The organism is Roseibium sp. TrichSKD4, assembly GCF_000148725.1.
GTDB lineage: Bacteria > Pseudomonadota > Alphaproteobacteria > Rhizobiales > Stappiaceae > Roseibium.
In genome coordinates, this window is record NZ_GL476319.1 from 309,414 (window position 1) to 330,077 (window position 20,664).

21 protein-coding genes are annotated in these 20,664 nt (G+C 54.0%); 12 read left to right on the top strand and 9 right to left on the bottom strand.

Going from position 1 to position 20,664, the window contains the following annotated elements; translation table 11 throughout:
• The 4 genes from TRICHSKD4_RS17760 to apbC all read right to left on the bottom strand — a co-directional run.
• Nucleotides 1–2,607: molybdopterin-dependent oxidoreductase (locus TRICHSKD4_RS17760; protein WP_040617085.1), on the bottom strand; the 2,607-nt coding region annotated here is incomplete at its 3' end.
• Nucleotides 2,608–2,692: 85 nt separating this feature from the next.
• The gene (locus tag TRICHSKD4_RS17765; protein WP_009468276.1) at nt 2,693–2,881 is read right to left on the bottom strand and encodes a twin-arginine translocation signal domain-containing protein; all 189 of its coding nucleotides are present in this window, start codon (nt 2,879–2,881) and stop codon (nt 2,693–2,695) included.
• A gap of 114 nt (nt 2,882–2,995) precedes the next feature.
• Complete coding sequence (locus TRICHSKD4_RS17770) at nt 2,996–3,619, bottom strand: molecular chaperone (protein WP_009468277.1); 624 nt, start codon at nt 3,617–3,619, stop codon at nt 2,996–2,998.
• A 460-nt stretch (nt 3,620–4,079) separates the two neighbouring features.
• Nucleotides 4,080–5,264 carry an iron-sulfur cluster carrier protein ApbC gene (gene apbC / locus TRICHSKD4_RS17775; protein WP_009468279.1) on the bottom strand — a complete coding sequence of 395 codons (1,185 nt, stop codon included), beginning with the start codon at nt 5,262–5,264 and terminating at the stop codon, nt 4,080–4,082.
• Nucleotides 5,265–5,451: 187 nt separating this feature from the next.
• On the opposite strand from apbC, the gene TRICHSKD4_RS17780 reads away from it, so the two are divergent.
• The 6 genes from TRICHSKD4_RS17780 to glp all read left to right on the top strand — a co-directional run bounded on the left by TRICHSKD4_RS17780 (nt 5,452) and on the right by glp (nt 10,300).
• Entirely contained in the window at nt 5,452–6,132 is a 681-nt protein-coding gene (locus TRICHSKD4_RS17780; RefSeq protein ID WP_009468280.1) for an SDR family NAD(P)-dependent oxidoreductase, read from the top strand.
• Nucleotides 6,133–6,413: 281 nt separating this feature from the next.
• Entirely contained in the window at nt 6,414–6,872 is a 459-nt protein-coding gene (locus TRICHSKD4_RS17785; RefSeq protein WP_009468282.1) for a BLUF domain-containing protein, read from the top strand.
• Nucleotides 6,873–6,977: 105 nt separating this feature from the next.
• Nucleotides 6,978–7,853 carry a formate dehydrogenase accessory sulfurtransferase FdhD gene (gene fdhD / locus TRICHSKD4_RS17790; RefSeq protein WP_040617197.1) on the top strand — a complete coding sequence of 292 codons (876 nt, stop codon included), beginning with the start codon at nt 6,978–6,980 and terminating at the stop codon, nt 7,851–7,853.
• Nucleotides 7,850–8,488 (top strand): molybdenum cofactor guanylyltransferase MobA, encoded by a 639-nt coding sequence (gene mobA, locus TRICHSKD4_RS17795; protein ID WP_009468284.1) that lies wholly within the window; start codon nt 7,850–7,852, stop codon nt 8,486–8,488. Before fdhD ends, mobA begins: the two co-directional genes overlap by 4 nt.
• A gap of 4 nt (nt 8,489–8,492) precedes the next feature.
• On the top strand, nt 8,493–9,041 hold the full coding sequence (gene mobB / locus TRICHSKD4_RS17800; RefSeq protein ID WP_009468285.1) for a molybdopterin-guanine dinucleotide biosynthesis protein B: 549 nt from the start codon (nt 8,493–8,495) through the stop codon (nt 9,039–9,041).
• Nucleotides 9,038–10,300 carry a gephyrin-like molybdotransferase Glp gene (glp, locus tag TRICHSKD4_RS17805; protein ID WP_009468286.1) on the top strand — a complete coding sequence of 421 codons (1,263 nt, stop codon included), beginning with the start codon at nt 9,038–9,040 and terminating at the stop codon, nt 10,298–10,300. The genes mobB and glp overlap by 4 nt, the downstream gene beginning before the upstream one ends.
• Before the next feature lie 74 nt (nt 10,301–10,374).
• Here glp and TRICHSKD4_RS17810 read toward each other — a convergent pair whose 3' ends face one another.
• Nucleotides 10,375–11,370, bottom strand: a complete 996-nt coding sequence (locus TRICHSKD4_RS17810; protein ID WP_009468287.1) for an MBL fold metallo-hydrolase — start codon at nt 11,368–11,370, stop codon at nt 10,375–10,377.
• A gap of 174 nt (nt 11,371–11,544) precedes the next feature.
• On the opposite strand from TRICHSKD4_RS17810, the gene TRICHSKD4_RS17815 reads away from it, so the two are divergent.
• Entirely contained in the window at nt 11,545–12,492 is a 948-nt protein-coding gene (locus TRICHSKD4_RS17815) for a LysR family transcriptional regulator (RefSeq protein ID WP_009468288.1), read from the top strand.
• A 15-nt stretch (nt 12,493–12,507) separates the two neighbouring features.
• Here TRICHSKD4_RS17815 and TRICHSKD4_RS17820 read toward each other — a convergent pair whose 3' ends face one another.
• Nucleotides 12,508–13,155 carry a glutathione S-transferase family protein gene (locus tag TRICHSKD4_RS17820; RefSeq protein ID WP_009468289.1) on the bottom strand — a complete coding sequence of 216 codons (648 nt, stop codon included), beginning with the start codon at nt 13,153–13,155 and terminating at the stop codon, nt 12,508–12,510.
• Between the two features lie 335 nt (nt 13,156–13,490).
• Between TRICHSKD4_RS17820 and TRICHSKD4_RS17825 the strand changes: the two genes are divergently transcribed.
• From TRICHSKD4_RS17825 to TRICHSKD4_RS17835, 3 genes are all read left to right on the top strand, one after another.
• The gene (locus TRICHSKD4_RS17825) at nt 13,491–14,267 is read left to right on the top strand and encodes an ABC transporter substrate-binding protein (RefSeq protein ID WP_009468291.1); all 777 of its coding nucleotides are present in this window, start codon (nt 13,491–13,493) and stop codon (nt 14,265–14,267) included.
• 115 nt (nt 14,268–14,382) lie between these two features.
• On the top strand, nt 14,383–15,096 hold the full coding sequence (locus tag TRICHSKD4_RS17830; protein WP_009468292.1) for an ABC transporter permease: 714 nt from the start codon (nt 14,383–14,385) through the stop codon (nt 15,094–15,096).
• Nucleotides 15,093–16,004: an ABC transporter permease gene (locus TRICHSKD4_RS17835; protein ID WP_009468293.1), complete on the top strand. Its 912-nt coding sequence runs from the start codon at nt 15,093–15,095 to the stop codon at nt 16,002–16,004. The genes TRICHSKD4_RS17830 and TRICHSKD4_RS17835 overlap by 4 nt, the downstream gene beginning before the upstream one ends.
• A 35-nt stretch (nt 16,005–16,039) precedes the next feature.
• On the opposite strand, the gene TRICHSKD4_RS17840 is transcribed toward TRICHSKD4_RS17835, so the two are convergent.
• A complete protein-coding gene (locus TRICHSKD4_RS17840; protein ID WP_009468294.1) occupies nt 16,040–17,296 on the bottom strand; it encodes a Xaa-Pro peptidase family protein in 1,257 nt (418 codons plus the stop codon).
• Between the two features lie 122 nt (nt 17,297–17,418).
• Nucleotides 17,419–18,312 (bottom strand): LysR family transcriptional regulator, encoded by an 894-nt coding sequence (locus TRICHSKD4_RS17845; protein WP_009468295.1) that lies wholly within the window; start codon nt 18,310–18,312, stop codon nt 17,419–17,421.
• Between the two features lie 99 nt (nt 18,313–18,411).
• On the opposite strand from TRICHSKD4_RS17845, the gene TRICHSKD4_RS30880 reads away from it, so the two are divergent.
• The gene (locus TRICHSKD4_RS30880; protein ID WP_168157046.1) at nt 18,412–18,564 is read left to right on the top strand and encodes a hypothetical protein; all 153 of its coding nucleotides are present in this window, start codon (nt 18,412–18,414) and stop codon (nt 18,562–18,564) included.
• 295 nt (nt 18,565–18,859) lie between these two features.
• A complete protein-coding gene (locus tag TRICHSKD4_RS17855) occupies nt 18,860–19,741 on the top strand; it encodes an NAD(P)-dependent oxidoreductase (RefSeq protein WP_009468298.1) in 882 nt (293 codons plus the stop codon).
• Between the two features lie 73 nt (nt 19,742–19,814).
• Here TRICHSKD4_RS17855 and TRICHSKD4_RS17860 read toward each other — a convergent pair.
• A partial coding sequence (locus TRICHSKD4_RS17860) for a hypothetical protein (RefSeq protein ID WP_040617086.1) occupies nt 19,815–20,664 on the bottom strand: 850 nt, incomplete at its 5' end.

The following is a 20,664-nucleotide window of genomic DNA, read 5'->3' on the forward strand; positions in this document are numbered from 1 at the left end:
ATCACGAACACCAAGATCGTTGGCATCGGACGGATTGATCTCAACGAACATGTCCTGCTGAAGTTCAGCCAGCCACGGGTTGGACCGGGTCTCGTCCCCGCCGCCTTCATATTCCACAAGACGACCTGATGTCAGGATCATCGGGAAGTCCTTGGAATAGTCGTTCTTCTGGATCGACGCATAGGCGGTCGGAAGACGATATGCCTTCTTGTCGTCATAGGTCGCATAGCGATCCAGAAGATCACGGCGATTGGTATAGAGCGGCTCGCGGTGCAGCGGTACAGGATCCGGGAACGTCCAGACAACAGTCCGGGCTTTCGCGTTTCCAAACGGTGCACAGCCGTGCTTGATGGCAACACGCTGGATACCGCCGGAAAGGTCGGTCTTCCAGTTGGTCTTGTCGCCAGCCACAGCTTCAATGGCAGACCGCTCTTCGTCGGTCAGATCGCCATCCCAGCCCAAGGATTTGAGCATGGCCATGGTGAATTCCGGATAACCGTCCTCGATCTCCGAGCCTTCCGAATACGAGCCTTCAGCCAGAAGGTTGTCGCCATCTTTTTCTACGCCGAAGCGGGCGCGGAATGTCAGGCCACCTTCAGCAACAGATTTGGACGGATCGTAGAGGATTGGAGTCCCAGGGTGCCCCATTTCTGCGGTCCCCCAGCACGGCCACGGCATACCGTAGTATTCTCCGTCGCACGGTCCACCACGCGCCTGAAGCGTTGTGCGGTCGAACGTGTGCTGGTTTTCCATATGCTTCTTGAGGCGCTCCGGCGATTGGCCGGTGTAGCCGATGGTCCACATGCCGCTGTTGAATTCACGGGTCGTGTCTTCAATGCTCGGAATGGTGCCCTCGACCGAAATGTTCTTGAACATCTCAACTTCGAAACCGAACTTCTGCGCAAACAGATAAGCAATTTCGTGATCAGTCTTCGATTCAAACAGCGGATCGATGACCTGCTCGCGCCACTGGATGGAGCGGTTGGACGCAGTCACGGACCCGAAGGTTTCGAACTGGGTCGTCGCCGGCAACAGATAGACGCCGTCCTTGCGGTCAGAAAGGACCGCAGACACGGTCGGGAATGGATCAATCACGACGAGCATGTCGAGCTTTTCCATGGCCGTTTTCATGTCGGTCAAGCGTGTCTGGGAGTTTGGTGCGTGGCCCCAGAACACCATGGCGCGGACGTTGTCCGGCTGGTCCATGTTGCCCTTGTCTTCCAGAACACCATCGATCCAGCGCGACACCGGAATACCAGCACTGGTCATCAGGTCGGTCGAACCGAAGCGACCTTCCATGTAGCTGTGCTCGACATTCCAAACGCGAGACCAGTGCTTCCAAGCCCCTTCGGACACGCCATAGTAGCCCGGTAGAGTGTGCGAAAGAACACCAAGGTCTGTTGCGCCTTGCACGTTGTCGTGGCCACGGAAAATGTTGGTACCGCCACCAGCTTTACCCATGTTGCCGAGTGCAAGCTGCAACACGCAGTAAGCGCGGGTGTTGTTGTTGCCGTTTGTATGCTGTGTACCACCCATGCACCAGATAACGGTGCCCGGACGGTTGTTGGCAAGTGTGCGAGCAACGCGCTTGAGCTGAGACCCCGGAACACCGGTAACGCTCTCAACCTCTTCGGGATCCCACTTGGCAACTTCTTCCTTGATCTGGTCCATACCCCAGACGCGCTGGCGAATGAACTCTTTATCTTCCCAGCCATTTTCAAAGATGTGCCAGAGAATACCCCAAACCAAAGCAACGTCGGAGCCCGGACGGAACCGGACATATTCGGTCGCGTGAGCTGCGGTCCGGGTGAACCGCGGGTCACAAACGATCATCGGGGCGTTGTTTTCTTCCTTCGCCTTCAGAAGGTGCAACAACGATACCGGGTGCGCTTCAGCGGGGTTGCCGCCGATCACGAAGATGGCCCGAGAATTGTGGATGTCGTTGTAGGAGTTGGTCATCGCGCCGTAGCCCCAGGTGTTGGCAACACCTGCAACTGTGGTGGAGTGACAAATCCGTGCCTGGTGGTCGACGTTGTTGGTCCCCCAGAACGCTGCAAACTTACGGAACAGATAGGCCTGTTCGTTGTTGTGCTTTGCCGAGCCGAGCCAATAAACGGAATCTGGACCGGACTCATCGCGGATCGACAGCATCTTGTCGCCGATCTCGTTGATGGCCTGTTCCCAGGACACCTTTTCCCATTTGCCGTTGACCAGTTTGGTTGGATATTTCAACCGGCGCTCGCCATGTGCGTGTTCGCGAACTGCCGCGCCCTTCGCACAATGAGACCCTAGGTTGAACGGGCTGTCAAAGCCAGGCTCTTGGCCAACCCAGACACCGTCCTGAACCTCTGCCAGAACCGTACAACCGACCGAACAGTGCGTACAAACTGTCTTTTTGATCTGGACCTTACCGCCAGCTGCAGCACCTGCCGCTTCGGCCTTCTGCACCATGCCGCCGCCAACAGCGGACAACGCAGCAAGACCACCTGCCGTCACACCGGAGCGACGCAGGAACGTGCGGCGATCCATGGTGCTCGCGCCAACCTCAGCCAATGCAGCTGACAGGCGGCCACGGCGGGCTATGCCGTTTGCCTTTTTCCTGAGCATATTTCCTCTCCCTCAAGTGGAAGTGGTTTCAAGAACCTCTTCCCGGCTCCAAACCCGGCGCGTCCCGAGCTTGAATCCCGATCAATTAAAACCGAGCTATTTCGTAGACTTTTTTGACGTGATCTGTCTCGCGGTATCCATTGCCCGCTTCAGACGAAGGTGCGGCTGCTTCAGCCGTTCCCGTCACAAGGGTGGCCCCACCAGCCAGGGATCCAAGTCCGGCCAGTTTCAAGAAGTCCCGCCGATCAGCGGTGTCTCGGGTCTTTTTGTCCATTTCCGTCCTCTCCTCTCGTCCGAATCTCTCAATTCGGGTCGTTTCGAACTTGACCGCAGTTCCAAAGCGAACACGATCAAAATTCAATGACATCGATCAAACAGCGCGACCTGTTCAGCCGATCATTTCAAAAGCTTCTGTTTCAACATCAATAACCGCCTGCCCCAAAACACCAACGGCCGCATAAAAGCGGCTCGTGTCTTGCGCGGCGAGGTCTTTGAAAAAATGCGGCGCCCATTTCGCGAGATGATCATTGAAAAATGATCTCTGCTCACACAGGGATAAAGGCACTTCGTGACCAAAGTCTCCCTGAATGAGTCCCTCCATCATTTGCAAAAGAGCTGCAATGTGGTCTTCCGGTTCATTCACCCCTTCTGCGCGCTCTATTCCCAAATTGGACATCGACACACGCAAGTCTGCAAGAGGCTTCTCGTTAAGGAAACCCGTCAGATAGTATGAACCAAACGGAACCAACTCTCCCCGACCAACCCCGATAAAAAGATCGTGGTATTCGCGGAGAACGTCTTCTGAAGTCACCTCTTCTGCAAGCGCAGTGAGTGAACGCAGAGCGTTACCAATGGGGGAAGTGTCTTCCGGATCGGAAGATATCTTGGAGAGCACAGTCAGATCAGCAGCATCCGGGGCAGCCTGTAGCAGGCGCCCGACAAACCCGTATAGCAAAGCCCGATCCGAGTCTTCAGGTGCGATTGCGGGCTCGACCGAGGTCGATTGCGACATAAACTTTCTCTCCTTGATAGGCTGAGTTTTGCGCGATAAGCGATTAGTCGCAATTGAAATCAATGCTGCGATGCAAAGATATATGTATTATCACTCATTTTCTGATCAAAAAATGACTTCATCAGTATAAAATACATAATATAAGACAAAAACACATACTTGAAACCAAAATTCCAGTTTATTGCGGATGTCGAAAAAAGCCCAAAATGGCAAATCGTGAGTCGCATGGGTTGCAAGTGAACCGAAAAACTCCTCAAACTCAACCATTACGCGCATAGTTACTAAGTAATTCAACCGATACTCTGACAGTGCTTATTGTGCACCGCAGCAATGCAGACCTCAAATTATTTCAAAACTGAAATAACATTTTTGACACCCAAACAAAAAAGACGCCGAGCAAAGCCGACGCCTTTCAGAATAGATTTCTCAAGCTTATTGAGGGTTTTCAGCGGCTCAGCGTCTACTCATAGACAATTTTTGGAGCTGCGCGCTGCGCCTCTCCCTCATACCGTTGAAGCTCGCCCATCACTTTTTCCGCAATGTCTCGATAAATCTTGGCGTGCTGACCATCAGGGTCCGAAACGACGACTGGCGTTCCGGCATCAGAAGTCTCACGGATTTGCATGTTGAGCGGCACCTCACCCAAGAATGGGACCCCCAGTTTCTCAGCTTCTGCACGCGCCCCACCATGGCCAAAGATATCGTGACGACTGCCGCAATCCGGGCATAGGAAGTAGCTCATGTTCTCCACGATACCGAGCACAGGCACATCCACACGGCGGAACATGTTCAAACCCTTGCGCGCATCAATAAGCGCAAGATCCTGCGGAGTGGATACAATCACAGCCCCCGCAAGCGGCACTTGTTGCGCCATGGTCAGCTGCGCATCACCTGTTCCTGGAGGCATATCGACAACCAGCACATCCAGCTCGCCCCAAGCCACTTCCCGCAGCATCTGGGTTAGGGCTGAAATGACCATCGGGCCGCGCCAGATCATTGGCGTTTCTTCTTCCACCATAAAGCCCATGGACATGACTTTAACGCCATAGCCTTCCAGTGGCTTCAGAATACGGCCAGAAACAGGCTCCGGCCGGCCTGTCACCTGAAAGAGGCGCGGGACCGACGGGCCATAAATGTCAGCATCAAGAACGCCAACCTTCAGTCCATTGGCCTGCAGTCCTAACGCCAGATTGGCCGTTGTGGTTGATTTTCCAACACCGCCTTTGCCAGAAGCAACGGCGATGATTGTTTTAACACCGGGCACGCCGGGCTTTTGAGCGCCTTGCTCTTCTGAAGGGGTGGCACGCCCTTGCATCGGCGGCGGGACAGCCCCCATCTGCGCCTTTGACGGCGCCGGACGTGCAGGCGGCGGTGTTGACGACTTAGCGCCCGGAGCTTTTTCAGCTGTGAGTGCCACCATGGCATTCTCAACACCCGGCACATCCTTCACCACTTTTTCCGCTGCTTGGCGCAATGGCTCCAGCTCTTGCGCCCGATCCGCTGGGACAGTGATGGAAAACGCCACACGGCCGTCAGACACAAACACATCCGATACCAGACCGAGCGAAACGAGGTCGCCCTCCAAATCCGGGCCTTTGACCTTTGCCAACTGTTCAAGAACCGCCTGCTTGATGGAGTCGCTCATAAATTCCCTCATTCCGCGTCAAAAAACTGACGCATCCGCCAGCCATATTTGACTGCTAACCTAGTGAGTGATTTCAGGGCGTCAATCACCTCGCCGATTTCGCAATTGGAAAAGAACGGCTTGCGCTTGCCGACGCCAGCAGTCCTGCTACGTCTGACAATATTGATTTCACGCCATTGGAGACACCATGACCCGTATTCTGATTACAGGTGCAAATCGCGGCATAGGCCTTGAGCTGACCAAATCAGCACTTGCCAAAGGCTGGAGTGTTTACGGGTCAGTTCGCACAGAAGAACAAGCCAACTCATTGAAGAGCGAAACGTCTGACAAGGCCACACCGCTCATCTTCGACGTGACTGATCACAACGCTGTTCAGGCTGCAGCTCGTGAATTGAGCGGTCCGCTGGATATCCTGATCAACAATGCGGGCATTATAGGCCCAGACAGACAATCACCGCTCGATATGGATTTTGCGGGATTCGCCAAAACGCTGGAAGTGAACACTCTGGCCCCGCTTCTGATAACTCAGGCCTTCCTACAGCAATTAAGACAAGCGGCGCACGGGCGCATTCTGACGATCTCCAGTCAAATGTCCTGGATGGGCTACGCCAAATCAGACCGCATCGCCTACCGGGCCTCCAAGGCTGCTGTGAACAAGGTGATGCAAGGTCTTGCTACAGATCTCCATGACGACAACATTCCCGTTGCCTTGATCGATCCAGGCTGGGTGCGCACCGACATGGGCGGCGCTGATGCGGACAATGACCCAGCAGATGTCGCAAACGGCGTCATTTCAATTGCCGTATCTCTTACCCTGTCCCAAACTGGCAAGTTCTTCAAATGGTCTGGTGAAGAGCGGAAATTTTAAACCTTCGGCGTGCCTCCTCCTCACCTCAACCTGCCGTTGCCAAGACCAACGACCTGCGCAATCTACGACTGGTCAAAGATAACCAGATAAGTATTAACCTTGCGGAACTTGACCACGGCACGATTCAACGTTTCTGCTCCCAATTTTTTCTTTTCGTGAAGTTGGGGATAACTGTTCTCCGCCTTTTTTATGCTTTCCAAATCCTAAACGGTATTAATCAAATGTGAGGAATTGAAGCGCACCATCGAAGACATCAGGACAGAAGGTCCAAGAGGTGCGAAATGGAACTCTATCGGATTTGTTTTCGATCCAAGATCGAATGGAAGAATGTGTCGCCCGAGCTGCAGAAGGAGCTCGATTATTCCCTGACACGCATTCGCCGCATGAACCGCCGCAAAGGCGTGACCGGCGCTCTTTTGATGGGCAACACCCATGTCCTTCACTATTTTGAAGGTAAGCCGGGTCCAGTGCTCGACACCCTTTACTGCGTGATGCAAGACGCCCGCGTTGGAGAAATGGAAGCGATCTTCCATGAGCCAGCTCCAGCACGCCTGTTTCCGAACAGCTTGATGTTCTTCCGCGACCTGACCACGCTTGAGGTTGCACAGCTTCATCCAGCGCTGCAGTTTGTCGTGGACCGTCCATCTCGTATTTCGGTGGACGAAAGCATGAACGCTCTTTGCTGCTTTTCGGAAGAAATGCGCGAAAGCCGCCTGACAAACGGCATGATGCTGGGCTGATCCGGGCGCAACAAGTACTTCTTGGACTTTCGGCATGACCGTCTCGGCCTTGCCAAGCGCGATGCGCCTCCCATATTTAAGCGGTTCTACCTTTGGAGTCGCTTTTTGCCGCACGAATACCTTCTCAAGCCAGATCCGCATGATGCCCGACTGTCCACCTCAGTCACCGGCATCGACCACACCGGCAAACCGGTCGATACCCGTGTCGTCACAGAAAAAGCACTGACGCTTTACCTGAATTCCCAGGAAGTGGTCACCATGATGACCATTGGCGACCACCCGGACCTCTTGGCCGTCGGTTACCTGAAAAACCAGAACATGTTGAAGCCGGACGATGTCATCACAGGCATCGACTATGATGATGACCTCGAAGTCGTTGTTGTCCGCACAGAGCGCGAGACCAACTACGAGGAAAAACTGAAAAAGAAGGTCCGAACATCCGGCTGCGCACAAGGCACCATTTTTGGCGATGTGATGGAGAGCTTCGACACCATCGACCTTCCGAAAGCAGAACTGAAAACGTCCTGGCTTTATTCGCTCACCAAAGCCATCAACACAACGCCATCTCTTTATCTTGAAGCGGGCGCGATCCATGGCTGCGTCTTGTGTGAGCAGGATAAGCCTTTGGCATATATGGAAGATGTAGGTAGACACAATGCTGTCGATAAAATCGCAGGTTGGATGACGCTGAACGATATTATCGCAGACGATAAAAGCTTTTACACTACAGGGCGCTTAACTTCCGAGATGGTCATCAAGACGGTCATGATGGGCATCCCCATTCTGGTGTCACGATCCGGCTTTACAGCGTGGGGTGTTGAACTCGCCCAGCGCGCAGGTCTCACTTTGATAGGCCGGGCGCGCGGGAAACGGTTTGTGGCTCTTTCGGGAAGCGAACGGATCGTGTTCGACATGAACCCAGACGATATGGACGACGAGCCAAAGCGCGCGTCTCGCAAAGGTCGGGAGGGCGACGAATGAGCACGCATCCCTCACGACAGACAACACTTGCCTGTGTTCTTGCTGGAGGGCAGTCCCGGCGGATGGGTGGCGGCGACAAAACCCTTCTTGATATCGGCGGCCAGTCCATGCTCTCGGTCATCTTGAAGCGTCTTGAACCACAGGCGCCACACATCATCTTAAACGCCAATGGCGATCCAGAACGATTTGCCGAACACAAGCTGCCAGTGGTTGCTGATCCGGTTGGCGATTTTGCTGGACCTCTCGCTGGCATTCTAGCGGGCCTGTCTTACGCCAAAACAAACGCGCCAGACATGACGCATGTCGTGTCTGTTGCTGGCGACTGTCCATTCTTTCCAACAAACCTGGTGGACCGTTTCCTTAAGGCCGTTCCGGCCAACAAACCGGTAATCGCGCTTGCCAGCTCGCAAGACAAACTGCATCCGGTCTTTGGCCTATGGCCTGTTGCGCTTGAAAGCGATTTGCGGGATTGGCTTTTGGCAGGCAAAACCGGCAAGGTGCTGGCCTTCGTTGACCGCCATGACAGCGTTGAAGTTGCTTTCAATGACACAGGACCAGACGGCCTAGACCCGTTTTTCAATGCCAACCGGCCGGACGACCTCACCACCGCTCGCAAAGCGATTGGGAAGCTTTGATTTCATGAAACAAAAAGACACGCCCAACCACATCTTCGGCATCACCGGCTGGAAGAATTCCGGCAAAACCCAACTGGTCACCAGCCTCGTGGCTGAAATGACACATCGCGGCTTCAAGGTCTCTACCGTCAAGCACGCCCACCACAATTTTGATATCGATCGTGAAGGAGCGGACAGCTATCGCCACCGGGAAGCAGGCGCTTCGGAAGTTGCCCTCGTTTCCGGCCGCCGCTGGGCCCTGATGCATGAACTCCGAGACGAAGAAGAACCGCCACTGGACGCAATCCTGCAACGCCTTGCCCCGTGCGATCTTGTGATGATTGAGGGCTACAAACGCGAAACCCATCCCAAAATCGAGGCGCGGCGACTGGACGCGAGAAAAAACGAGCCGCTTGCGCCAAAGGACCCGAATATTCTGGCCATTGCCGCAGATCATGACCTTGAAGGCGAAACCCTCCCCGTCTTCGATTTGAACGACATTTCCGCAATGGCTGATTTTATTGCCAAAACGACTGGCCTGCCCCTAAACAAGGACACAAAGAGCGCAACGTGACCTCACAACCGCTTATCGACGACTGTTTTTTGCACGACAAGGACCGGCTTCGCCATCACGAGGCCTTGGCCATCCTGAAAGAAAGGCTAAGCCCTGTTGCCGGTACCGAGATGGTGGCACTGGCGGATGCTCATGGCCGTATCCTTGCACAAAACATTATCGCGCCGCGCGATGTCCCTCTGGCCGACAATTCGGCTGTGGACGGATATGCATTCCGGTTTAAGGATCATGAACCTGCTGGCGGCTTTTTCCCCTTGGAACAGCGGATTGCAGCCGGTCATCCAAGCGACACAGAACTGGCTCCATGGGCTGCAGCGCGCATCTTTACTGGCGCCATTATGCCGCCCGGCGCTGACACGGTCGCCATGCAGGAAGACTGTGAACGGCACGATCAGGACGGCAAAGACTTTGTCATTATCCCGCAAGGACTGAAAAAAGGGGCCAACTGCAGAAAGGCTGGTGAAGATTTGGCCAAAGGCACTGCTCTTTTGGAACCAGGCCATCGCTTGCGGCCACAAGACACGGCTGCCATTGCCTCTATTGGCTTCAATCAGGTATCCGTCTTCAAGCGTTTGCGCGTGGCTGTGCTGTCCACCGGAGATGAAATCCGTCGCCCCGGAACCGAGTTGAAGCACGGCGAAGTCTATGATTCCAACCACTTCCTTCTTCGAGGTCTACTTGAACAAGTGGACGTCGAAATCGAGGATTTGGGCGTCCTGAACGATACACATGATCGCATCGTTGCCACCTTGAAAGACGCTGCTTCCCGCTCCGACATGCTTCTGACCACTGGCGGAGCAAGCCGAGGCGAAGAAGACCACATTTTGTCCGCCCTTGATGAACTGGGGCAACGACACATGTGGCAGCTGGCAATCAAGCCCGGACGGCCCATGATGTTCGGGCAGATCGAAAACTGTGTGTTCCTCGGCCTGCCCGGCAACCCGGTTGCGGCCATGGTCTGCTTTCTGCTCTACGCCCGGCCCGTCCTGTCACTTCTGGGTGGTGGCCCCTTCCCCGAACCACGACGGTTTCAGGTTCCGGCAGATTTTGAAGTCCCGAAGAAAAAGCCCGACCGCCGTGAATTCTATCGAGGGACACTGGCAACAGATGAAAACGGGCGAACAATTGTCCGCAAGTTTGACCGGGACGGCTCCGGCCTCATCACCGGACTTCGAGAAGCTGATGGCCTGATCGAGATCCCGGAAGAGGCAACTGCTGTCCAACGTGGCAGTTTGGTGGATTTCATCCCGTTTCCGTGAAACTCAGACCTTATAGAAATCCCGGCTCAATGGCCGGGATTCCATTTAAGCAGACTTCGGTGACTATAGGCAGCTTAAAGTGAGTAAGGCCAATCGGCGGCCACGAAGCGATAGGCGTTGCCCTCACGGCCGACATATCCAAAACCGGGAAACGGAGCGTGAGACCCTGCGAACATTACCCGGTCAGTTGCCATCTGATCGAAGAACTTCTTCCTCGTCGCAGTGGCTTGCGCACTGTCGACATCAAAGGCAATGCCCCAATCCGGGTTAGCAAACTGATATGGCGCCATGTGAAGAATATCACCTGCGATGATGAGTGTTTCACCATTGCTGTCGATCACAAAGCCATGGTGACCCGGTGTGTGACCTGGAAGGGCAAGAGGACGAACGCCTGACACAATCTCGCTGTCCCCCGAGAAGAGCGTCTGCCGATCTTGATAAGCATCCGCAGCACGGCGCGCCCCTTCGAAAAACGCGCGCATTTGCTCAGGCGCACCGCCCATGATGGCATCGTCATACCAAAATGCCTTATCCGCTTCCGGCAGAAGCAACTCGGCATTCGGGAAGACCTTGTTACCCTCCCCGTCCAAGACACCAAAGAGATGGTCTGGATGCATGTGTGTAATCAGGATGGCATCAATCTGATCCGGCGTTACTCCAGCGGCTGCCAATGGTTCAGTCAAGTGCCCCAAAGTTGGGCCAAGAGCAGACGATGTGCCTGCGTCGCCCAGGACCAGCTTGTCGCCAGTATTGATCAAGAACGCATTGACTGGAATACGAACAGCCTCACCTTCAATAAAGGCAGCGTCCCGCAGCCGCTTGGCCTCAGCGTCGTCGTACCCAATGACCAAGCCTTTCTCGACATCCAGATATCCGTCCAAAAGAGCCGTGACTTCAAAATCACCCACTTTTCGGCGCATCGCGCCAACCAACGGCTTACCAGCAAGGGGAGCTGCTGCTTGGGCAGATGTTGCAAGTGTCAGACCGCCTGCAGCCCCTAGTAAGGCGCCAGTTGCAGCCCCCGCACCCAAAAATGCACGGCGGTTCATTGATGAAGAAGATGTGCGCATGATAACTCCGATCCAAATTCTGGGCCGCGGTGATCGCCGCGGTTGATAGTGATTTGATTTATTCTGCAGAATTTTGAAGTAGCTTTTTTGTTATAAAACTCAGAAGACATCCTTATGAATACCTCTGTCAAGTTGCACAAGCATAAGCCAGAAACATAGAAAACGAACCGTTTCATGGACAAACTCACCGCTCTCGCCAGCTTTGTGCGCGCCGCCGATCTCGGCAGTTTCTCTTCTGCCGCTAAACAATTGGGTATTTCACAGCCCGCGGTGAGCCAACATGTTCGATCATTGGAAGACTCGCTTGGTGCGCGGCTCTTCAACCGGACAACACGCCGCCTTGCGTTGACAGAAGCCGGGGAACGCTATTTCACGCAGGCAAAAGACATTGTCGAGCGATTGCGGGACGCGGACCTTTCAGTGCAAAGCGAAGAAGCGCAGATGTCCGGGTCTCTTGCCATCGGTTTGCCGATGGGTTTTGCCGAAAACGTTCTTTCGGACTTTCTGATCGCATTCAAGAAGGAGCATCCGTGCCTGCTTCTTGAAATCTCGATCTCCGACCTCTTTGTCGACGTCATGGCTGAGCGTCTGGATGTGGCAATCAGGCTGGGAGAAATTCGCGATGACCGTTTGATTGTCAAACGCATCGGCCTCTCCCAACGCTGTCTGGTCGCTTCACCCGACTATCTGAACCGCCGCGGTCGACCGGAAAAACCGGAAGATCTGACAGGCCACGACTATCTGCTTTACAAGAACATCTCGACTGGCCATCAGGTGCCACTGGTGGGACGATGCGGGTCACGGGTGTTCATCGACATCACCCCAACCATGATCATCAACAACTCGGCTATGCTGCGCAACGCGGCAATACAGGGCCTTGGAATTGGCCTTTATAACCGATGGATGATCGCGCCGTATCTTGAGGCCGGTTCGCTGGAAGAAGTCCTGCCGGGATGGTGCTATCCGCCCCACCCCGTTCATGCCGTTTATCCCTCAAACCGGTTCGTCCCACTCAAGGTCCGCCGCTTCGTCGATCAGCTGACCCGTTTCATGCGCGACACCGGCGCTGTGAACCTGCAAGCAGAAGAAAAATACCTCGCCAGCGATCTCTGGCGTGTTTAGGGTCAGGCCCCTAAGTTAGACCTCATCAACCGGAACGATCCACGTTTCTTTAAGTGCAGCAGCTTCCCATTCCTGCCAGGCCTCAGTCCCACGCATGGCATTGCCATATTGGTCGGCCACAGGATCGCTGGTCAGTTGGTAGGTAGCCAATCGGCTCACCACTGGCGCATACATGGCATCTGCAATGGTGAAATCACCAAACAAAAACGGTCCGCCCGAGGTTTCAATACACTGTCGCCAGATGTTCAGTATGCGCGCCACATCGGCCCGCACATCATCTGACACATCCAGATGGCCTGCAGGCTTACGAAAGTTCATCGGGCACGCGCCGCGCAGGCCGGTAAAGCCCGAATGCATTTCAGCAGAGATCGCCCGAGCCAAAGCACGCGCCTTCAAGTCTTCAGGCCAAAATCCACGTTCCGGATAAAGGTCGGCCACATATTCCATGATGGCCAGCGAATCCCAAACTGTCAGGTCGCCATGGCGCAAAACTGGTACCTTCATGGACGGTGAGAATGTTCGGAAAGCCGGATTGCCGGATTCAAAATCAAATGGCACCACTTCTTCTGTAAAAGAAACGTCTTTCGCCCGCATGGCAATCCATGGCCGAAAAGACCACGACGAATAGTTCTTGTTACCCAGATAGAGGTGTAAATCGGCCAAAACTGCTCTCCCAAAAAATGCCGGAGGTCCGGAAATCATGCGTCAAAATTCGTAGCCCAGACAGACCAAACAGACAAATTCATCCATTTCATCACTTTGATCAGAGATTTTGATCCATCCTTAGCAACCGCGCTCTGGAAACGGCGGAGGCAGACCGATCGTTTCCCACATGCCCCATGGGCATCCCCTTGAGCCGCCCTGTCTTTTCGCGCCCATACAAAAAGTTTTTTCACGTCCCTTCTTGAAATCTTTGTCGAAGTGTATGGAATAGCGCCATTGAGTAAAAACTCGGATGACCGGCTTTTGCTCCAATTGAAAATATAGGGGAATCAAACATGCGTATTCTGCGTTTGGCTGCGGCCGCCGCTGTTGTTCTTGCCGGTGTTGGCGCCGCCCAAGCTGATGACTGGTCCAAGGTTCGGATTGGAACCGAAGGAGCCTACCCTCCATTCAACTCCCTCACCTCTGACGGCCAGCTGGTTGGTTTCGACATCGACATCGCAAACGCGCTTTGCGAAGAGATGAAGGTGGAGTGCGAATTCGTCACGCAAGACTGGGACGGCATGATCCCGGCTCTGCAGGCTGGCAAGTTCGACGCCGTGATCGCTTCCATGTCGATCACTGAAGAGCGTAAGCAGAAGGTCGACTTCACCAACAAATACTACAACACGCCGCCCGCAATTGGTGTGCCGAAAGACAGCAAACTGGCTGGTGTGACCAAGGAAGACCTGAGCGGCATTCTGCTCGGTGCCCAATCCTCCACCACACACTCCAACTATGCTGAAGCCCACTTCCCGGATGCGGAGCTGAAGCTCTATCCAACGGCTGACGAGTATAAGCTGGACCTTGAAAATGGCCGTATCGACGCTGTGATCGAAGATGTTGTGGTACTGTCTGATTGGCTCGCAACCGAAAACGGCGCATGCTGCAAAGTGCTCAGCACGCTGAAGTCTGACCCGGTCATCAACGGTGAAGGCGCTGGCATTGCCATCCGCAAGGGCGAAGACGAGTTGAAGGAAATGTTCAACAAAGCGATCGTTGCTATCCGCGAAAATGGTAAGTACGAAGAAATCAACGCTAAGTACTTCGACTTTGATGTCTATGGCGACTAATATCGCTTTCTAGTACGTCTGAAGAGCGCGGCGTGTCGTTTCTCGTCGCGCTCTTTTTGCAAACAGGTGCCACTCTGGCAGCCTCGTTCAAGAACAAGAAAGCAACGCCGAGACCATGAACGAAGCGCTGACGCTCTTATCCTTTGGCCCCAATGGCTGGGGTGACGAAATCGCTCATGGTGTTCTGATCACGGTCAGTCTCGCCATAACAAGCCTACCCTTCGGCTTGTTCTTGGGGTTCATCATTGCCGTCGCAAAAAACTCTAGCGAGCCATCGCTCAAAATGGCCGCAAACATTTACACGACGATTTTTAGAGGCTTGCCCGAGCTACTCACGCTTTTCATGGTCTACTATGGCCTTCAGATCGCCATTAGAGAAGGAATTAGACTTCTCGGCTATGACGTTCAAATCGATATCAATTCATTTGTTGCAGGCGTTGTGGCGCTTTCGTTCGTCTTTTCTTCATATGCCTCGGAAGCCTTCCTCTCCGCTTTTCGCGGAATTCCCCAAGGACAGTACGAAGGCGGGTACGCTTTGGGCCTCTCTCACACAAAGACGATGCGCCTGATCATAGTCCCACAACTTATCAGGCTAGCTCTTCCGGCACTTGGTAATTTGTGGTTGGTTTTGTTGAAAGATACAGCTCTTGTGTCGGTTGTGGGACTTGAAGATATTTTGCGCGAGGTCGGTGTCGCTGCCCGAAATACAAAAGAACCCTTTCTGTTCTTTGGGCTAGCCTGTGTGCTCTACCTCATTCTAGCGATGATTTCTTCGGCAGGCCTTTCGAAAATTGAGGGTTGGTCCAAGCGTGGGGAGACAAGCCGATGATCGCCGCCAACCCCGCAACTGGCACCCCCCGCCCACCTGCACCTCCAAAGCCATGGACAAATGCTCGGATCGCTGGCCATGTTCTCATGGCGCTATGGGCTATTGCTGGCCTTTATCTTGTCTACTACCTAATCGGAAACCTCGAAAAACCGATACTTGAGTTTCTTCTACCTTATTTGCCGATTGACTGGCAGGAATATGCAAACGAACGATTGGCTCTCCAAACCTTTGACAGCTATCTTGAGAGATACGGTCAGAAATACATCGATGGCCTGATCGTAACCCTTCAAATTGTCGGATTGTCTCTGTTATTCGGAGCCGCGCTCTCGATTCCCATTGCTGCTGCTCGCTCATCAAAGTGGAAGATTTTCAGCTGGCCAGCCTATGGGTTCGTGTACTTTTTCCGCGGCACTCCGCTAATCGCTCAAACGTTCCTAATTTACTACGGATTTGGATCTTTCAGACCGGAGTTACAGTCCATAGGTCTTTGGTGGTTTTTCCGGGACGCCTTTTACTGTGTTGTTTTTGCCTTCACGTTGAACACAGCCGCCTATCAGGCAGAAATCCTGCGCGGTGCCGTGCAGAACGTAGCCCGTGGCCAGTGGGAAGGGGCAGCAGCCCTTGGACTGTCCAAACCAGTGACCTTCTTCAAGATCATCCTGCCACAGGCCCTGATTGTGGCACTCCGTCCCTATGGCAATGAAATCATCTTAATGATCAAGGGATCTGCAATAGCAGCGATTGTTACTGTTTTCGATATGTTCGCAGAAACGAAACGCGCCTACTCCCGGACATATGACTTCCAAGCCTACATCTGGGCCGCCGTCCTCTATCTGATGATCGTGGAAACTCTGCGCCGCATTTGGGACAAGCTGGAAGCCCGACTGACACGGCACCTCAAGCGCTAATCATTTCGCCGTTCCGAGCTATGCCCGGAGCGGCTTTAGCGAAGTAAATCCTCTCCAAACGGAAAGCGGGAGAGCAGTTCGATACCGGTGTCGGTAATGAGGACCTGCTGCTCTAATTTGACGCCTTCTTTGCCGCCGTCTTCTCCGATGTAGCTCTCCACACAAAGGGTCATGCCAGGTTCGACTATTCCGTCGTAACCGGCGTCCGGAAAGTCGCCATGGTGGTAGAGATAAGGATACTCTCCCGTCATTCCGCAGCCATGGGCCGATAGGTAATACCGATTGGCGTAATATTTCTCGGGGATGTTCCAGGCCCGGTCAGCATAGTCACGAAAGCTCATGCCGGGTTTCAGGATATCCATGTTGTGGTGCACCTGCTCATACGCGACCTTGTAAAGCTCGCGCTGGGTGTCCGTCGGCTTGTTTGGTCCGGAATGAAATGTGCGCGAAAAGTCAGAGTAATAGCCATGGCAACCGACCACATCGGTATCGAGCGCTATCAGTTCATTTTCGCCAATCCGATGGGTGGAGGTCTCCTGAAACCATGGATTCGTACGCGCACCTGCGTTCAGGAGACGTGTCTCGCAATAATCGCCATTTTGCTCAATCACCGACTGGTGCAGCACCGACCAGAGTTCATTTTCGCTCAATCCGGGCCGGATCGCGGCGCGCAGTTTTTCAACAGCAACTTCTGTTGCGCGCAACGAGGCATTGACGCATTTCATCTCTTCTGCAGACTTGATTGCGCGGGCCATTTCTACCGGCTCTTGGGCATCAACGATCCGAAGTCCTTGGGCTTTCAAGGCAATTGCAACACCCGCATTGAGCCGCTCAAGCCCAACGGTTGCGCCTGTACCGACCAGTTCCGCCAAGAGGTCTGCCATTTCAGCTGCCCAGCGCTGCTCCCGATCCGCAATTTCCGGACCCGCTGCCACAAAACTGGCTGTTGAGGCGGAGCGCACCTCATCTACCGTTTCAAATCCATTGGCGAGATGGTGACAGCCGGTGAATTCAAACAGGATTGAGCGATCTTGCGTTAAAAGCAGATAACGCGCCGGCGCATTGCGCTGGGAAAAGACCTGCATGTTCCGCGTGCCGGTCGCGTAGCGAATGTTAATCGGATCAGACAAGATGACAGCATCAACACCATACTGACGCATCATATCCCGGACACGTTGACGCCTGTAAAGACGAACGGCGGTCAGATCAATGCCCTCGCTTTCCGGAGCACGGTCGAGCAAAGCAATGCCATCAAGATCACTGCGCTCCGCATGCCAGTCAAAATTCGCCATTATTCCTCCGCAAGGCCAACCGTACTGAACGGTACATTACGCCTAACCCGGATGGATAGATAAGCTGGGAAAGACATACCGCTTTGCTTTTGCGACATGAGGCGCAGACATGTTGCGGTCTGTTACATCGCCTCGCAGGTGGCGCGGCCATGCTCCCGTAACCAGGAAACAAAAGCCTTGACTGCAGGGCGCATCACGCCAGGCCGGGTCACAATATGATAGCCGGTGCCGCACATAATCTGGTCTTCAAACAGAACCTTCAAAAGGTCGGCCTTGATATCACTTTCGATGAAGGCTCGTGCTGTTGCAGAAACACCTTCGCCGCGGCGTAGCCCCTCCAAAACCATATAACCCGGCAAATGGGTCACGTTAAGTTTTCCCTTCGGAACAACGCCTTGACGCTCAACCCAGAGGCTCAGTTCATTTGTGCCGTATTCCTGCAGCCAGGGGTATTCGAGCAGATCTTCAGCAGTTGAAATGTCCCGGTCGCCAATCAGCGCGGTTGCTGCAACAATCACGAAATTCGTTGGCAGCAACAGCTCTGCCTCAAGCCCGCTCCATTTCCCTTGGCCAAAACGAATGGCCACGTCCAAACCGCCGGGACGAAATTCCACAACATCCGCCGAGGGGTTCAACATCAACTCAATATTGGGGTTTTTCTGGCGAAAGTCAGAGATGCGCGGCATCAACCAACTGACCGCAAAAGCCGGGGTCATGGTGATATTGAGTGGACGTCCTTCTGTACAGGCGCTGAGTTCCTCCACTGCATTTTGAAGGTGCTCAAATCCGGCCTGTACACCTCTGGCCAGCTGATGGCCTTCAGGGGTCAAGGCAACGCCCCGTCCCTCCCGAACCACAAGACTGAGGCCCATGTGCTCTTCCAAGCTCCGCACATGCTGAGAGATCGCCGCATGGGTGACGTTCAGCGCCCGCCCCGCCTGAGAGAGGCTTTTTGTTTCCGCAACTGCAGCGAAAGCCCTCAAGCTTGAGAGCGGCGGCATGTCTCGCCAGGCCATATGTTATTTCCACTTACATATCAAAATTCTTCCTGACTCGCATTTACGCAAGGCTAAAGGCAAGTTTCTTAACAGAAAGCGAGAAAAGGATGTAAGTCAATGTTAAATATCTATGCAAGATCCATGATGGAAGCTTCCCGGTTCACGCAGTTCACCCGGCCAGATCAGCAAACCCAAAAGCGACTGGCAGCAGAAACACGGGACGGAACATCGGCACCCTGGCTCTGGCTTCGTGGCCCCTACTGGTCTTGACCCATTCACAACCGGGAACAATCGCCATGCTCAACGATTTTGGAACCAGCTTGCGACTGCGATTTCAACGAATTTTCGCTCATGATCACCACCGCAAACCAAGCAGACGGTACGCAAATTGCCCGACAAGCCGCCGGGAAGCCGAACGTCGCCGTTTCGAACAATTGTGGCTCGACCCCTTTCATCGGCGCAGCGACTGACACACGCTTCAAAATCAGCTAGATAAATTGCCACGAATTGAACCATCAGGTCCGCCAACGGCGGGCCTGATCTTTTGGTAGGAGATATCTAGAGCATGGCAAAAGTTGCGTTTATCGGTTTGGGCGTTATGGGATATCCCATGGCAGGACACCTGAAAAACAAGGGTGGCAATGAGGTAACGGTTTACAACCGCACAACAGCCAAAGCGCAAAAATGGGCGGCTGAGTTCGGCGGCTCATACGCCGAAACACCCAAGCAGGCAGCTGAAGGGTGCGACTACGTCTTCTGCTGCGTTGGTAATGATGACGATCTTCGCTCCGTGACCACCGGTCCGGACGGCGCGTTCCATGGCCTCAAGGAAGGCGCAATCTTCATCGACAACACCACGGCCTCTGCCGAAGTTGCCCGTGAACTTTATGCAGCTGCCAAGGACAAGGGCTGCAGCTTTATCGACGCTCCGGTCTCCGGAGGCCAAGCCGGCGCTGAAAACGGCGTCCTGACTGTCATGTGCGGCGGCGACAAAGAGGCCTTCGACAAGGCCAAACCCGTAATCGACAGCTTTGCCAAGTTCTCCGGCCTGATGGGGAAAACCGGCGCCGGTCAGCTCACCAAGATGTGCAACCAGATCTGCATTGCAGGCCTTGTTCAGGGTCTCTCCGAGGCTATCCATTTTGCCAAGCAGGCCGACCTTGATGTTCCTGCTGTCATATCCGCCATTCGCGGCGGCGCTGCCCAATCCTGGCAAATGGAAAACCGCTGGGAAACCATGGCTAAGGGCGAGTTCGAGTTTGGCTTTGCCGTTGACTGGATGCGTAAGGATTTGGGTATCTGCCTGAAAACAGCGAACGACACGGGTGCCCGCTTGCCGGTTACGGCTCTGGTCGACCAGTTCTACGCTGAAGTGCAAGCCATGGGCGGCAATCGCTGGGACACCTCCAGCCTGATCGCCCGCCTCGAAAACGCTGATAAAAAATAGCAATTGGACCGAAATTACATTCGGGCCAGTTACGCTGGCCTGAATGCCCCCCCCAAAAAGAAGAGGCAGCGGACTATTTAATTTCTGTCCAGTCCTGAATACGCTGGTCGATGACCCCAGCTGCGATATGTCCACGCCTCAAGAATCCGGTTGCTTCAAGCTTTTCAATACCGCGATTTAAAACGTCTAGGAACTCTGCTCCATCCGGATGCTTTTCTGAGACGAAGAAGCGGCGATCAGCGTGGAAATTCAGTTTAATCCCTGGGATCGGAAGAAACTTATCGCCCTCATCATTCACCACCATCCCGAAATCTGACTCATTTGAAATCGGCTGCATCATGACATCGGCCCGATTGACAGTAATCATCCTGATGGCACTGCCCCAAGAGTCCGCTGGAACAAACTTAAAGCCATAATCTTCGATAACGGCAACATCGACAAGCCAACTGGCAGACGCGGTGAACCTGAGATCACGAACCGCGTCGGGATTTTGCAACGACAAGACATCCTGGCGTTCAAAGTGGGTGTAGAGACCTACAGAGAAGTCTTCAGCATGCAGAATCGGGTCGCTGAGGAAGATCAGATCATCGTAGCGCGGATCGTTTCCAAATCCGGCTACGGGATTAGAAACCAGACGCCCGGAGCGCACTTCTGCGATTTGCCGAGCATGACTGGTTACCGCTCCCCAGGGCTCGTAAATCACCACACAGCCACACACGCCTTCGTGCAAAGCGCGTTGAAAGATAATCAATTCCAGAGTGTGACGACTAAGACCTTCGCCTGAAAACTGTTCTAGGGTCTTGGGATCCCGCCCTGCGAGGAAGTCATTATACCGTTTCAAAATGTCCGGGTCTAACGCAAAGACATAGCGCTTCTGCAGTGCCTTCCCCTCTTCCATCCCGAAAAGAAGAAATCCGCCCAAC

Bases quoted from the DNA above. Each gene is read 5' to 3' on its own strand.
- TRICHSKD4_RS17765 (WP_009468276.1), bottom strand. From the start codon at position 2,881: ATGGACAAAAAGACCCGAGACACCGCTGATCGGCGGGACTTCTTGAAA.
- TRICHSKD4_RS17770 (WP_009468277.1), bottom strand. From the start codon at position 3,619: ATGTCGCAATCGACCTCGGTCGAGCCCGCAATCGCACCTGAAGACTCG.
- apbC (WP_009468279.1), bottom strand. From the start codon at position 5,264: ATGAGCGACTCCATCAAGCAGGCGGTTCTTGAACAGTTGGCAAAGGTC.
- TRICHSKD4_RS17780 (WP_009468280.1), top strand. From the start codon at position 5,452: ATGACCCGTATTCTGATTACAGGTGCAAATCGCGGCATAGGCCTTGAG.
- TRICHSKD4_RS17785 (WP_009468282.1), top strand. From the start codon at position 6,414: ATGGAACTCTATCGGATTTGTTTTCGATCCAAGATCGAATGGAAGAAT.
- mobA (WP_009468284.1), top strand. From the start codon at position 7,850: ATGAGCACGCATCCCTCACGACAGACAACACTTGCCTGTGTTCTTGCT.
- mobB (WP_009468285.1), top strand. From the start codon at position 8,493: ATGAAACAAAAAGACACGCCCAACCACATCTTCGGCATCACCGGCTGG.
- TRICHSKD4_RS17810 (WP_009468287.1), bottom strand. From the start codon at position 11,370: ATGCGCACATCTTCTTCATCAATGAACCGCCGTGCATTTTTGGGTGCG.
- TRICHSKD4_RS17815 (WP_009468288.1), top strand. From the start codon at position 11,545: ATGGACAAACTCACCGCTCTCGCCAGCTTTGTGCGCGCCGCCGATCTC.
- TRICHSKD4_RS17825 (WP_009468291.1), top strand. From the start codon at position 13,491: ATGCGTATTCTGCGTTTGGCTGCGGCCGCCGCTGTTGTTCTTGCCGGT.
- TRICHSKD4_RS17830 (WP_009468292.1), top strand. From the start codon at position 14,383: ATGAACGAAGCGCTGACGCTCTTATCCTTTGGCCCCAATGGCTGGGGT.
- TRICHSKD4_RS17835 (WP_009468293.1), top strand. From the start codon at position 15,093: ATGATCGCCGCCAACCCCGCAACTGGCACCCCCCGCCCACCTGCACCT.
- TRICHSKD4_RS17840 (WP_009468294.1), bottom strand. From the start codon at position 17,296: ATGGCGAATTTTGACTGGCATGCGGAGCGCAGTGATCTTGATGGCATT.
- TRICHSKD4_RS17845 (WP_009468295.1), bottom strand. From the start codon at position 18,312: ATGGCCTGGCGAGACATGCCGCCGCTCTCAAGCTTGAGGGCTTTCGCT.
- TRICHSKD4_RS30880 (WP_168157046.1), top strand. From the start codon at position 18,412: ATGTTAAATATCTATGCAAGATCCATGATGGAAGCTTCCCGGTTCACG.
- TRICHSKD4_RS17855 (WP_009468298.1), top strand. From the start codon at position 18,860: ATGGCAAAAGTTGCGTTTATCGGTTTGGGCGTTATGGGATATCCCATG.